12 protein-coding genes are annotated in these 12,230 nt (G+C 71.6%); 7 read left to right on the top strand and 5 right to left on the bottom strand.

Features of this window, described 5'->3' with window-relative positions; genetic code table 11:
• Positions 1 to 9 precede the first annotated feature (9 nt).
• Positions 10 to 942 carry a proline dehydrogenase family protein gene (locus tag ASE01_RS01965; protein WP_056748257.1) on the bottom strand — a complete coding sequence of 311 codons (933 nt, stop codon included), beginning with the start codon at positions 940 to 942 and terminating at the stop codon, positions 10 to 12.
• A gap of 251 nt (positions 943 to 1,193) precedes the next feature.
• Here ASE01_RS01965 and ASE01_RS01970 point away from each other — a divergent pair, with 251 nt between their 5' ends.
• Positions 1,194 to 2,264 carry a TerC/Alx family metal homeostasis membrane protein gene (locus ASE01_RS01970; protein ID WP_082605722.1) on the top strand — a complete coding sequence of 357 codons (1,071 nt, stop codon included), beginning with the start codon at positions 1,194 to 1,196 and terminating at the stop codon, positions 2,262 to 2,264.
• Between the two features lie 70 nt (positions 2,265 to 2,334).
• Here ASE01_RS01970 and ASE01_RS01975 read toward each other — a convergent pair whose 3' ends face one another.
• Positions 2,335 to 3,144, bottom strand: a complete 810-nt coding sequence (locus tag ASE01_RS01975; protein WP_056748259.1) for a sugar phosphate isomerase/epimerase family protein — start codon at positions 3,142 to 3,144, stop codon at positions 2,335 to 2,337.
• Positions 3,145 to 3,151: 7 nt separating this feature from the next.
• The gene (locus ASE01_RS01980; protein ID WP_056748261.1) at positions 3,152 to 4,090 is read right to left on the bottom strand and encodes a Ppx/GppA phosphatase family protein; all 939 of its coding nucleotides are present in this window, start codon (positions 4,088 to 4,090) and stop codon (positions 3,152 to 3,154) included.
• Between the two features lie 59 nt (positions 4,091 to 4,149).
• Between ASE01_RS01980 and ASE01_RS01985 the strand changes: the two genes are divergently transcribed.
• The 3 genes from ASE01_RS01985 (at position 4,150) to ASE01_RS01995 (ending at position 6,386) form a co-directional block, all read left to right on the top strand.
• On the top strand, positions 4,150 to 4,911 hold the full coding sequence (locus tag ASE01_RS01985) for a hypothetical protein (RefSeq protein ID WP_056748262.1): 762 nt from the start codon (positions 4,150 to 4,152) through the stop codon (positions 4,909 to 4,911).
• A 102-nt stretch (positions 4,912 to 5,013) separates the two neighbouring features.
• Positions 5,014 to 5,652: a VOC family protein gene (locus ASE01_RS01990; RefSeq protein WP_056748263.1), complete on the top strand. Its 639-nt coding sequence runs from the start codon at positions 5,014 to 5,016 to the stop codon at positions 5,650 to 5,652.
• Between the two features lie 20 nt (positions 5,653 to 5,672).
• Positions 5,673 to 6,386, top strand: coding sequence for a class I SAM-dependent methyltransferase (locus ASE01_RS01995; RefSeq protein WP_056748265.1), 714 nt, complete (start codon positions 5,673 to 5,675; stop codon positions 6,384 to 6,386).
• Between the two features lie 97 nt (positions 6,387 to 6,483).
• On the opposite strand, the gene ASE01_RS02000 is transcribed toward ASE01_RS01995, so the two are convergent.
• Positions 6,484 to 7,509 (bottom strand): LacI family DNA-binding transcriptional regulator, encoded by a 1,026-nt coding sequence (locus ASE01_RS02000; RefSeq protein ID WP_056748266.1) that lies wholly within the window; start codon positions 7,507 to 7,509, stop codon positions 6,484 to 6,486.
• Positions 7,510 to 7,575: 66 nt separating this feature from the next.
• Here ASE01_RS02000 and radA point away from each other — a divergent pair, with 66 nt between their 5' ends.
• Together radA and disA are read left to right on the top strand one after the other, a co-directional pair.
• Positions 7,576 to 9,012: a DNA repair protein RadA gene (gene radA / locus ASE01_RS02005; protein WP_056748269.1), complete on the top strand. Its 1,437-nt coding sequence runs from the start codon at positions 7,576 to 7,578 to the stop codon at positions 9,010 to 9,012.
• An 88-nt stretch (positions 9,013 to 9,100) separates the two neighbouring features.
• Positions 9,101 to 10,174, top strand: a complete 1,074-nt coding sequence (gene disA / locus ASE01_RS02010) for a DNA integrity scanning diadenylate cyclase DisA (RefSeq protein WP_056748271.1) — start codon at positions 9,101 to 9,103, stop codon at positions 10,172 to 10,174.
• Between the two features lie 278 nt (positions 10,175 to 10,452).
• Here disA and ASE01_RS02015 read toward each other — a convergent pair whose 3' ends face one another.
• Positions 10,453 to 11,226, bottom strand: coding sequence for a hypothetical protein (locus ASE01_RS02015; protein WP_157537040.1), 774 nt, complete (start codon positions 11,224 to 11,226; stop codon positions 10,453 to 10,455).
• A gap of 86 nt (positions 11,227 to 11,312) precedes the next feature.
• Here ASE01_RS02015 and ASE01_RS02020 point away from each other — a divergent pair, with 86 nt between their 5' ends.
• On the top strand, positions 11,313 to 12,203 hold the full coding sequence (locus tag ASE01_RS02020) for an A/G-specific adenine glycosylase (protein ID WP_056748275.1): 891 nt from the start codon (positions 11,313 to 11,315) through the stop codon (positions 12,201 to 12,203).
• The last annotated feature ends 27 nt before the right edge of the window (positions 12,204 to 12,230 follow it).

The following is a 12,230-nucleotide window of genomic DNA, read 5'->3' on the forward strand; positions in this document are numbered from 1 at the left end:
GCTACTCGCTCACTTCTTGGAGATCAACGACGTGAGAAACAGTGACAGGTTCTGCGGACGCTCCGCCAGTCGCCGCATCAGGTAGCCGTACCACTCCTCGCCGTAGGGGAGGTAGACGCGCATCCGCTCACCGTCGCCGACGAGACGTCGCTGCTCGGCGGGCCGGATGCCGTAGAGCATCTGGAACTCGTAGGTGCCCGGCGCCCGGCCGTAGCGGCTGGCCAGCGCGACCGCGATCTCGATCAGCCGGGGGTCGTGCGTGGCGACCATCGGGTGGCCGCTGCCCGACATCAGCACCTTGAGGCAGCGCACGTAGGAACGGTCGACGTCGTCCGGATCGGTGAAGGCGACCTCGGCCGGCTCGTCGTAGGCCCCTTTGCACAGCCGGACGCGGCTCCCGGCACCGCTCAGCGCACGACAGTCCGCCTCGGTGCGGTGCAGATGGGCCTGGAGGACGGCGCCGGTGGACGGGAAGTCCTCCCGGAGGGCGGCGACGATCGCGAGCGTCGCGTCGGTGAGGGTGTGGTCCTCCATGTCGACGGTGACCGTGGTGCCTGCCCCGGCAGCGGCCCGGCAGATCCTGCGGGCGTTCTCGAGCGCGATCGTCTCGCCGCCCTCGAGCCGCAGCCCGAGCGCGGACAGCTTGACCGACACCTCCGCACGAGTGCCCAGGCCGGCGTCGGCGATCCGGTCGAGCAGGATCCGGTAGGCCTGCACGGCCGCGGTCGCCTGACTCTCCTCGACGGTGTCCTCGCCGAGGTGGTCGATCGTCGTGTCGAGCCCCTCGGCCGCCAGGCGTCCGGCGACAGCAAGGGCATCACGGACCGTCTCCCCCGGGACGTAGCTGCGCACGATCCCGGCGGAGAGGGGCAGCGTGGAGACCACCTGCTTCACCACGGCGCTGCGCGACATGAGCAGCAGGGCCTCCCGAACCGGTCGCATGGCTCGAATCTACGACTCGTCCCGCCCGTCGCGACCAGTCGGACCCGGATCGGCGCAGATGAGAAGAGTCTCATCGGCGCGGCCTTCGGTCCGTGCGAGCGTTCAGGTAGCCTCCATTTCTGAGGGGAGTACCTCGAGACTCTTCCCCGGTCAGTACGGAGCCGCCATCGGTTCCCCGGGTGGAGGCCGTTCGGTCCGCAGGGACTCAGCGGTGAGGGAGACCTCGTGCCCACACGCACGAGGAGTTTCCCATGTCCATCTCTGCACTCGCGGCGACCGAGGTCGCCACGACCGGTCTCGACAGCATCGGTACGCCGACGCTGTGGGCCGTGACCATCGTCGCGGTCATCGGCCTGCTCGTCGTCGACTTCCTCGCGACCCGCAAGCCGCACGAGGTCTCGATGCGCGAGGCGACGCTCTGGTCGCTGTTCTACATCGCGCTGCCGGTGGCCTTCGGCGTCTGGGTGCTCAAGGAGCACGGCTCCGAGACCGGAGTCAGCTACTACACCGGCTACATCGTCGAGAAGTCGCTCAGCGTCGACAACCTCTTCGTCTTCATGCTGCTGCTGTCCGCCTTCGCAGTGCCCAGGGTGCTGCAGCAGCGGGTGCTGCTCTTCGGCATCATCGGCGCGCTCGTGCTCCGCGGCATCTTCATCGCCCTCGGCGCCGCCGCCCTGTCGGCCTTCACCTTCGTCTTCCTGGTGTTCGGCCTGGTCCTGCTCCTCACCGGCGCCAAGCTGCTGCGCGACGCGCTCCGGGGCGAGTCCGAGGAGGCGCCCGACCCCAACGACATGCGGATCGTGAAGCTCCTGCGCCGCTTCTGGCCGGTGACCGAGGACTACCAGGGCACCCGGATGACGGTGAAGCAGGCCGGCCGCCGGGCACTCACGCCGCTCGCCCTCGTCACGGTCGCGGTGTTCATGACCGACATCGTCTTCGCCGTCGACTCGGTGCCCGCGGTCTACGGCATCACCGCCGACCCCTACCTGGTCTTCGCCACGAACGCCTTCGCCCTGCTCGGCCTCCGGGCCCTCTACTTCGTCATCGAGGGACTGCTCGCCAAGCTGGTCCACCTGTCCTACGGCCTGTCGATCATCCTCGGCTTCATCGGCGTGAAGCTGGTGCTGCACTGGGCGCAGACCCAGTGGGAGGGCGTCCCCGGGATCGGCAACCGCACCTCGCTCGCGGTCGTGGTCGGGGTCCTCGTCGTCACGACGATCACCAGCCTGGTCGCCGTACGACGTGAGGAGCGGGCGCAGGCCGCCGCGGCGGATGCCCTCCCGGAGGGCACTGCCGACGTCGACGAGCAGCCCACGCACTGACCACTGACATCGGCGGTCCGACGCCCGCAGGCCCACGGCCTGCGGGCGTCGTCGCGCCGGGAGACCAGCGTCAGTGGGTGTCGTCGTCGACGAGGGCGAGGTGCTCGAGCGCGAACTCGAGTGACTCACGCAGGTCTGCCTCGCGCTCCTCGCGGGTCGTGCAGCGGCGGGTGTTGATCTCCAGCACGACCTCGCCAGCGAAGCCCGTGCGCGCCAGGTGCTGCAGGAAGGCGGCGGCGCCGATGTCGCCCCGGCCCGGAACGAGGTGCTCGTCCTTGGCCGAGTCGGTGCCGTCGGTCAGGTGGATGTGCCGCAGCCGCGGGCCCAACCGCTCGGCCATCTCGACCGGGTTGCTGCGGGCGATGGCCGCGTGCGAGAGGTCGATCGTGGTGTTGGCGTACGGCTCGTCCGAGGGATCCCACCCGGGGAGGTACATCTCGAGGTTGCGCCGCGAGGCGCGCCACGGATACATGTTCTCGACGGCGAAGGCGATGCCGGAGGACTCCTCGAGCGCCGCGATGCCGTTGACGAAGTCGCGGGCGTACTCCTTCTGCCACCGAAACGGCGGGTGCACGACGACCACCTCGGCGCCGACCTCCTGCGCCATCGCCGCCGAGCGCTCGAGCTTGCCCCACGGCTCGACGCCCCAGACCCGCTGCGTGAACAGGAGGCAGGGAGCGTGGATCGCGCTCACCGGGAGTCCGTGGTGCTGGGAGAGCTCGCGGACCGCGTCGACCTGCTGGGACAGGGCGTCGATGCCGACCATCACCTCGACCGCCTCGTAGCCGACCGCGGCGGCGTAGGTGAAGGCGTGCGCGGTCGACTCCGGGTAGACCGAGCTCGTCGAGAGCCCGATCCGCGGACGACCGCCTGCCGTCATCGCCGGATCACGACTCGTCGTTGACGCTGAGCTTGTCGATGCGCTCGAGGATGACGCCCTCGCGCAGTGCCCACGGGCAGATCTCCAGCTCCGGGAGGTCGAAGATGTCCATGCAGGCCTCGGCCACGAGCGCGCCGGGGACGATCTGGTGGGTCCGGCTCGGGGAGACGCCCGGCAGCGCGGCGAGCTCCTCGGGACTCATCGCGACGAGCTTGGGGATCCAGTCCCGCAGGTCCGGGAGCGGCAGGGAACGCGGCACCAGCTGGCCCTCGCCCGACGGGGCGGCACCGCAGATCCTGGCGAGCGACCGGAAGGTCTTGGAGGTCGCCGAGGCGCGGTGGGTGGTCCCTGCGCGCAGGAGGTGACCGGCGTCGCGGGCGATCTCGGCCCGGATCCGACGACGGATCTGGCGCAGCCGCTCCTCGTCGGGCTGCTCCGAGAAGTCCGCGCGGGCCAGCCTGGCCGCGCCGAGGGGCAGCGACCACGCGACATCGGGACGCTCGTTGGTGCCGGCTGCGATCTCCAGGGAGCCGCCGCCGATGTCGAAGACCGCCAGTCGGCCGGCGGACCAGCCGAACCAGCGTCGTACGGCCAGGAAGGTCAGCCGGGCCTCGTCCTCACCCGGGAGGACCTCGATCCGGACGCCGGTCTCTCGCTCGACATGGGTCAGCACCGCTTCGGCGTTGCCGGCGTCGCGAACCGCCGAGGTGGCGAAGGAGAGCATCTCCTCGCACCCCTTCTCCTCGGCGACGCGGACCGCCTGCGCCGTGAACTCCGTCAGCGCCGCGATCCCCGTCGGCGACACGTCACCGGCAGCATCGAGGTGCTCGGCCAGGCGCAGCGGTTCCTTGTAGGAGAACGCGGGCAGCGGGGCCGAGCCGCCATGGGCATCGACCACGAGGAGGTGACCGGTGTTGGAACCGATGTCCAGGACGCCCAGACGCATGCGTCCACCGTACTAGCGTCGATACCCGGTATCACCGCGGCTCCTCTAGATTTGGGCGGGTGCCAGAGGTCCCGCTCGATTTCCCCCGTGCGTGGGTGGAGTTCGCCAACCCCGCCGACGAGACCGAGGTCCTCAGGTGTGACCTGACCTGGCTGACGTCGTCGTACACCTGCATCTTCGGCAACGGCTGCTCCGGCATCTACGCCGACTCCCCCGATGTCGGGTGCTGCACCCTCGGTGCGCACTTCGCCGACAAGGACGACGAGAAGCGCGTCGCCGGCTTCGTCGACCAGCTGACGCCCGAGCAGTGGCAGCACCACCCCGGACGCCCGGTGAAGCGCAAGGACTGGGTCGAGAAGGACGAGGACGGCGAGCGGAAGACCCGCATGCACGAGGTCGACGGCCAGCGGTCGTGCGTCTTCGCGAACCGCAACGACTTCCACGCCGGATCCGGCTGCGCCCTGCACGGACTCGCCCTGGACCTCGGCCTGAACCCGCTCGAGACCAAGCCCGACGTGTGCTGGCAGCTGCCCATCCGACGTACCTTCCGCGAGGTCGAGCGCATGGACGGCACGACCTACACCGAGGTCTGCATCACCGAGTACGACCGCCGCGGCTGGGGCGCCGGGGGCCACGACCTCGACTGGTACTGCTCGGGCAACACCGAGGCGCACGTCGCGGTCGAGCCGCTCTACGTCACCAACGGGGCCGAGCTGGTCGAGCTGATGGGGCGCAAGGGGTACGACGAGCTGGTCGGCCACTGCGAGGCGCACCTGCGCTCGCGCTCGGCGCTCGCGCTGCATCCCGCCGACCCGCGCTGAGCGTCGCCGCGGCTGGGCTGGTTGCGAGGCGCACCCTCTCGACGTCAAGAAACCACGACCCCGATGCGGCGCCCGACCCAGGATGCACTCAGAATGTCTGACATGCGCCTCGACCATCTGTCCTACGCGGCTGGCCCCGACGGTCTCGAGAGCACGGCCGCTCGCCTCGGCGCAGCGCTCGGGCGAGACTTCACCGACGGTGGCGTGCACCCCCGCTTCGGCACCCGCAACATGATCCTTCCGCTCACCGATGCGACCTACATCGAGGTCGTCGAGGCGCTGGACCACCCGGCGTCCGACAAGGCCCCGTTCGGGCAGGCCGTGAAGGCCCGCTCGGCCCTCGGTGGCGGCTGGCTGGGTTGGGCCGTCGCCGTCCCCGACATCTCTGTCGTCGAGGAGCGCCTGGGCCGCTCGGCCGTGCCCGGCTCGCGGCACCGTCCGGACGGCACCGAGCTGCGCTGGAAGCAGATCGGCATCAACGGCCTCATCGCCGACCCGCAGCTCCCGTTCTTCCTGCAGTGGGGCGTTCCGAGCGAGCTGCACCCGTCCGCCGGCGCCGACGGATCGGTGTCCCTCGCGGGGATCGAGATCGCCGGTGACCCGCAGCGGGTCAGCGAGTGGCTCGGCGAGACCGTCGAGGCACCGCTCGAGGACGTGAAGGTCGAGTGGGTCGCCCCGCACGGCACCCCCGGCATCCTCGCCGCCCAGGTCCTCACCCCGAACGGCATCGTCCGCATCTGAGCGACGCTCGACCACGCACGGTGGACAAGCCGGTCCGGGGCGCGATCGCCAGCCCCAACATCTGGAACCACACCGCGACGTACGAGATCGAGAACCACGCCGCCGACCCTGACGGCACCCTGTGGGCCGCCATGCTGGCCCGCGTCGACTGGACCGGGCAGGTCGTCCTCGACCTCGGCTGCGGGTCGGGCTTCCACCTCCCGCGGTTCGCCGAGACGGCCGCGCGGGTCATCGGCGTGGAGCCACATCCCGGCCTGGTCCGGCTGGCCCGACGACGGCTCGAGGCCCGCGGCGTCACCACCGCTGACGTGCTGGCCGGTGCGGCACAGGAGATCCCGCTACCCGACGCCTCAGTCGACGTCGTCCACGCCCGCTGGGCCTACTTCTTCGGCCGCGGCTGCGAACCCGGGCTCGTCGAGCTCGACCGCGTCCTCCGGCCCGGCGGCACCGCGTTGATCATCGACAACGACGGCTCCCGCTCGAGCTTCGGCGCGTGGTTCCGCCGCGGCTTCCCGCACCTCGACACCCCCGCCGAGACCGAGCGCTTCTGGAGCCTGCGCGGCTGGACCCTGGACCGGGTCGACATGGGCTGGCGGTTCACCTCCCGCGCCGACCTCGAGGCCGTGGTGCGGATCGAGTTCAAGCCGGACATCGCCGCCGAGATCCTGCGCCACCACGAGGGTGTCGAGGTCGACTACGCCGTCAACCTGTGGTCGAAGGTACGACCTGCCTGAGCGCCGCGGCCCGGATTGCTTGTAACTACGTGTCCATGCACCGAAAGTGGCGTCACAGCACCGAGGTAGGTGCATGGACACGTAGTTACAAGCGAGGTCAGGTACGACGAACGGCGAGCGTGGGGTCGAGCAGGAGTCCGCGGGCGGCGTACTCGCCACGGCCCAGCAGGTCGCTGAGGTCGGCCACGATCTCCACCGCGACCTGCTCGAGGGGCTGGCGCACCGAGGTCAGGCCCATCACCTGGGCGACCTGGGAGTCATCGAAGCCGACGACCGCGACGTCGTCGCCGACCGAGCGACCTCGGTCCGCCAGTGCCTGGAGGGCACCGACGGCAAGGGTGTCGGAGGCGCACACGAAGGCGGTCGGTCCGGCGGCGTCCAGCAGCGCCCCGGCGGCCGCGCGTCCGGCGTCGACGGAGTCGTCCACGGCCGCTTCGAGACCGGCCGTGGCCAGGCCGTGCTCGGTCATGGCCCGGTGCCACCCGGAGCGGCGGTCCTCACCGATGCGCGACCCGGGCCGCCACCCGAGCCAGGCGATGCGTTCGTGTCCGCGTGCGCGGACGTGGTCGGTTGCGGCCTGGACCCCGGCGGCGCCGTCGACGTCGACCCACGGGTGGGCGGCGTCGGGCTCGTCCCAGGGGCGACCGAAGGCCACGAAGGGCGCGCGCCGCGCCGACAGCTCGACGGTCTGCGGGTTGCCGAGATAGGTGTCGGTGATCACGAAGGCGTCGACGGCGGTGGAGCGGAGCAGGTCGTCGTAGCCGCCGAGGGGGTCAGGGAGCTCGCCCTCGGCCACCGGACCACCGGAGAAGAGGAGCACGTGGTAGCCGACCTCGCGGGACGCCTCGACCAGTGAGCGCACGAAGCGGTCCATGGCCATGTTGGCGGTGAACTCCTGCGCCGGTGTGAGCCGCAGGCCGATCAGGCGCGAGCTGCGCGTGCGCAGCTGGCGGGCAGCGTGGTTCGGGGTGTAGCCGAGCAGGTCGATCGCCTGCCGGACCCGCGCGAGGGTGTCGGGCCGCAGGAGGTCGGGATTGTTGATCGCGTTGGACACCGTCTGCCGCGAGACGCCCGCCCGCTCCGCCACGTCGGCCAGGGTCGCCGGCAGACGGGGATTCTCCACAGGGCGATCCTGCCATGCCGGGCGTGCCGCGCCGATTGCGTCGGTGCCGTGCCCTACGGTCGAGCCATGGCTTCGAAAACACGTTCGAACTACCGCTGCGGTGAATGCGGGTGGACGACCGCCAAGTGGGTGGGCCGCTGCGGCGAGTGCCAGGCCTGGGGCTCGGTCACCGAGGCGGCCGTCGCGACGTCGAGCACGACCAGTCGCACGAGCGCCGCGCCGGTGACCACCAAGGCGGTCCCGATCGGTCAGATCTCCGCCGACCAGGCGGTGCACCAGCTCTCCGGCGTGCCCGAGCTCGACCGCGTGCTCGGCGGCGGGCTGGTCCCCGGGGCAGCGGTGCTGCTCGCCGGCGAGCCCGGCGTCGGCAAGTCGACACTGCTGCTCGAGGTCGCGGCCCGCACGGCCCAGCGCTCGCAGCGCACGCTCTACATCACCGGCGAGGAGTCGGCCGCCCAGGTGCGACTGCGCGCCGACCGCACCAACGCGGTCCACGACGAGCTCTACCTCGCCGCCGAGACCGACCTCGGGGCGGTGCTCACCCACATCGAGCAGGTGCGCCCCCGGATGGTCGTCGTCGACTCGGTGCAGACCATCGGCGCGGCCGAGGTCGACGGCGTGCCGGGCGGTGTCACCCAGATCAAGGAGGTGGCCCAGGCGTTGGTCCGGGTCGCCAAGAGCCGCGACATCACCGTCGTGATGGTCGGCCACGTCACCAAGGACGGCGGGATCGCGGGCCCCCGCGTGCTCGAGCACCTGGTCGACGTCGTGCTGCACTTCGAGGGCGACCGCAACTCCCGCTTCCGCATGCTGCGCGCGGTCAAGAACCGGTTCGGGCCCGTCGACGAGGTCGGCTGCTTCGACCTGGGCCCCGAGGGCATCCGCGCCGTCGAGGACCCGACCGGGATCTTCACCGAGCGCCATCACGGCCGGGTGCCGGGCACCTGCGTCGCTGTCACGATGGAGGGCCGACGTCCGCTGCTGGCCGAGGTGCAGGCCCTGGTGACCCTCTCGCCTGCCGAGCGTCCCCGTCGTACGACCTCGGGGCTGGACGGCTCCCGACTGGCGATGATCCTGGCCGTGCTGCAGCAGCACTGCGGGATCAAGCTCCACCAGCACGACGTGTTCGCCTCCACAGTGGGCGGTGCGCGCATCTCCGACCCGGGCAGTGACCTCGCACTGGCCGTGGCGCTGGCGTCATCGACCTTCGTCAGCGCCCCACCGGCCGGGGTCGTCGCGATGGGCGAGATCGGTCTCTCCGGCGAGCTGCGCCGGGTGCGCGACCTGCCGCAACGTCTGGCCGAGGCCGCCCGCCTCGGGTTCGCCCTCGCCGTGGTGCCGGCCGATCCGGGGGCCGCCCAGGGTGCGCGCGGACCGTCGCGGGACCGGATGATCGAGGGGATGCGCGTCATCGAGGCGCCCGACGTCCTCTCCGCGCTGCGCCTGCTCAACCTCGAACGACGTACCAAACACGCCCTCGAAGTGGTCGACGCTGCCGATTGAGCGGCTCCCCACGCGATATTCGGCGCATGACCTGCGCTCCGCGCGGATAGGGTACGAGCGTCCGTCCCACCCAGACTGAGGAGCGCAAGTGGTCACGTCGGCCGATCCCCGACTTCGCGAGACCCTTGCGTCGATCGCGCCGGGAACCTCACTGCGCGACGGCCTCGAGCGGATCCTGCGCGGCCGCACCGGCGCACTGATCGTGATCGGGCAGGACAAGCTGGTCGACAGCCTGTGCACCGGTGGCTTCGAGCTCGACGTGCCCTTCACCGCCACAGGTCTGCGTGAGCTGGCCAAGATGGACGGCGCGATCATCATCGACAGCAACCTGACCAGGATCGCGCGCGCCGCGGTGCACCTGATGCCGGACCAGAGCATCCCCTCCGAGGAGACCGGTACCCGCCACCGGACCGCCGAGCGGATCGCCAAGCAGACCGGGCACCCGGTGATCTCGGTGTCCCAGTCGATGCAGATCATCGCCGCCTACGTCGGCGACACCCGCCACGTGCTCGAGGACTCCGGCCAGATCCTGTCCCGCGCCAACCAGGCCCTGGCCACCCTCGAGCGCTACAAGCTGCGCCTCGACGAGGTGTCCAGCACGCTGTCCGCGCTGGAGATCGAGGACCTCGTCACCGTCCGCGACGTCGCCGTCGTGGCCCAGCGCCTCGAGATGGTCACCCGGATCGCCAGCGAGATCGAGGACTACGTGCTCGAGCTCGGCACCGACGGCCGACTCCTCGCCCTCCAGCTCGAGGAGCTCGTGACCGGCGTCGACACCGAGCGCGAGCTGGTGATCCGCGACTACGTCCCGTCCCGGCGACGCAGCCGCGACCCCGTCGAGCTGCTCACCAAGCTCGAGCAGCTCTCCGCGACCGACCTCGTCGACCCCTCCGCGGTCTCGAAGGTCCTGGGCATCGGCACCGGCGAGCACCTCGACGGCGCGGTCGCGCCGCGCGGCTACCGCCTGCTCACCAAGGTGCCGCGGCTCCCGACCAACGTCGTCGAGGGTCTGGTGGACCACTTCGGCACGCTCCAGAAGCTGCTCTCCGCCGGCATCGACGACCTGCAGGCCGTCGAGGGCGTCGGCGAGCTCCGCGCGCGCAGCGTGCGCGAGGGCCTGAGCCGGCTCGCCGAGTCGACGATCCTCGAGCGCTACGTCTGATCACCGGCCCGCGACGGGCCGAGGAACGAGGTCCGCCGCGGACCAGCCGGGGAGGTTGAGGAGCGCGCGCGACCGAGGTCACCGCCCCGCGACGGGCCGAGGAACGAGGTCCGCCGCGGACCAGCCGGGGAGGTTGAGGAGCGCGCGCGACCGAGGAACGAGGTCGCGACGGCGCGTCTCGAAACCAGGTGAGCCGGTGCCGGTACTGGCCCGAGCAGGTGCACCGAAGCCAGAGGTCTCGAGACGGCCGCGGGCGGCCTCCTCGACCAACGGGGGGCTCAGTTGGTCGGCTTCGTGGGCTTCTTCGTCGCCTTGGCGCTCGGGGTCTTGGTGGCCTTCGGCGTCACCTGGACAGTCTGCGGCGCCGGCTTGCGCAGGGTGAACTCCGAGCTGGCCGGCTCGCCGCCCAGGGCTGCGGCGTGGATCGTGTAGTCGCCCGGCAGGACCCAGTCGGTGCGGGGCGAGCAGCCGGCGGCCGACTCACGCGCATTCCAGGTGAGCTCGACCTCGGTGGCGACCGCACGTCGTACGACGACGCTCTGGCTGGGGATCGCGCGCGGGCACTGGTGCGAGGTCCACAGGACCTCGGCGCCCCGGGAGATCTTCACCGAGACCGTCGAGCGCGAGACCTGCCAGGTGCAGGCCTCGGACTCGCTCGTCTGCAGGGAGAGGGTCAGGGTGACGTCGTCCCCGCCCTCGGCCGGGTCGACGACCGACGGCGTGAGGACGACGTCCTCGGCCGCGCAGGTGCCCTCGGGTGCCGCGAGGGTGGGCTCGGTGCTCCCGGTGCCGGCGGTCCCGCTGCCGGAGACGGGCGCCGTGGGCGTCTCGCCGGCGGTCACCGTCTGGGTGGCGGAGACCTCGGCACCGGCCTGGGTCGCGGCCGGGGTCTCCTCGGACGACCCGTCGCTGCTGGCACCGAGCCACCGCGCGATGACGAAGACCAGGGAGAAGGCGAGCCCGAGCACGAACATCCGCCGGCGCCAGTAGGTGCCCGCAGGGAGCGGTCCGCGCGTCGTCCGGGTGCTGCTGGGCGGACGGGATGACGGCATGGTCCGACGGTAGTCAGCGGCGTCGTCGGATCGGGGGTGCCCCGCCGGGGCAGGCCGAATCGGGGCGAGGTCACAATGGTGCCGCGATGACGACGAGCCCTGCGGCACCAGGCCAGGACCTGGTCGAGCCGATCCTGCACTGGTACGACGAGAACGCCCGCGACCTGCCGTGGCGCCGACCCGAGGCATCGGCCTGGTCGGTGCTGGTCAGCGAGTTCATGCTGCAACAGACACCGGTCGTCCGGGTCCTGCCGGTCCACGCGGCCTGGCTCGAGCGCTGGCCGACCCCGGCCGCCCTCGCTGCCGAGACCTCGGGCGAAGCAGTCCGGGCATGGGGCCGCCTCGGGTACCCCCGCCGGGCGCTGCGACTGCACGGTGCTGCCACGGCGATCACCGCGGACCACGGTGGCGAGGTGCCGTCGTCGTACGACGAGCTGATCGCCCTGCCCGGTGTCGGTGACTACACGGCAGCCGCCATCGCCGCCTTCGCCTACGGGCAGCGACAGGTCGTGCTCGACACCAACGTGCGCCGCGTGTTCGCCCGGACCGTCACCGGCGTCGAGTTCCCCGCCAGGTCCATCAACCGCGCCGAGCGCGACCTCGGCGCCGCCCTGCTGCCCGCGGACCCGCCGACCGCGGCGACCTGGTCGGTCGCGGTGATGGAGCTCGGCGCCCTGGTGTGCACCGCAGAACGCCCCCGCTGTGCCGACTGCCCCGTGCGTGCGACCTGCGCCTGGCAGCAGGCCGGTGCGCCGTCGTACGACGGGCCGCCCCGCAAGGTGCAGGCCTGGGCCGGCACCGACCGGCAGTGCCGCGGTCGACTCCTGGCCGTCCTCCGGGACGCACCCGGGGCCGTGGACCGGGCCCGGCTGGACGCCGCCTGGGAGGACGCCCCCCAGCGCGAGCGCGCCCTCGCCTCCCTGCTCGCCGACGGCCTCCTCGTCACCGCCCCGGACGGCCTCTTCGCACTTCCCTGAGCGGTAGTCCCGGGTCAAAAGCACCGT

It is taken from the genome of Nocardioides sp. Root190 (assembly GCF_001428565.1).
In the GTDB taxonomy this organism is placed as follows: domain Bacteria; phylum Actinomycetota; class Actinomycetes; order Propionibacteriales; family Nocardioidaceae; genus Nocardioides.

What these genes read in the sequence shown, in the direction of transcription:
- ASE01_RS01965 (WP_056748257.1), bottom strand. Translation starts at nt 942, where the DNA reads ATGCGACCGGTTCGGGAGGCCCTGCTGCTCATGTCGCGCAGCGCCGTG.
- ASE01_RS01970 (WP_082605722.1), top strand. Translation starts at nt 1,194, where the DNA reads ATGTCCATCTCTGCACTCGCGGCGACCGAGGTCGCCACGACCGGTCTC.
- ASE01_RS01975 (WP_056748259.1), bottom strand. Translation starts at nt 3,144, where the DNA reads ATGACGGCAGGCGGTCGTCCGCGGATCGGGCTCTCGACGAGCTCGGTC.
- ASE01_RS01980 (WP_056748261.1), bottom strand. Translation starts at nt 4,090, where the DNA reads ATGCGTCTGGGCGTCCTGGACATCGGTTCCAACACCGGTCACCTCCTC.
- ASE01_RS01990 (WP_056748263.1), top strand. Translation starts at nt 5,014, where the DNA reads ATGCGCCTCGACCATCTGTCCTACGCGGCTGGCCCCGACGGTCTCGAG.
- radA (WP_056748269.1), top strand. Translation starts at nt 7,576, where the DNA reads ATGGCTTCGAAAACACGTTCGAACTACCGCTGCGGTGAATGCGGGTGG.
- ASE01_RS02015 (WP_157537040.1), bottom strand. Translation starts at nt 11,226, where the DNA reads ATGCCGTCATCCCGTCCGCCCAGCAGCACCCGGACGACGCGCGGACCG.
- ASE01_RS02020 (WP_056748275.1), top strand. Translation starts at nt 11,313, where the DNA reads ATGACGACGAGCCCTGCGGCACCAGGCCAGGACCTGGTCGAGCCGATC.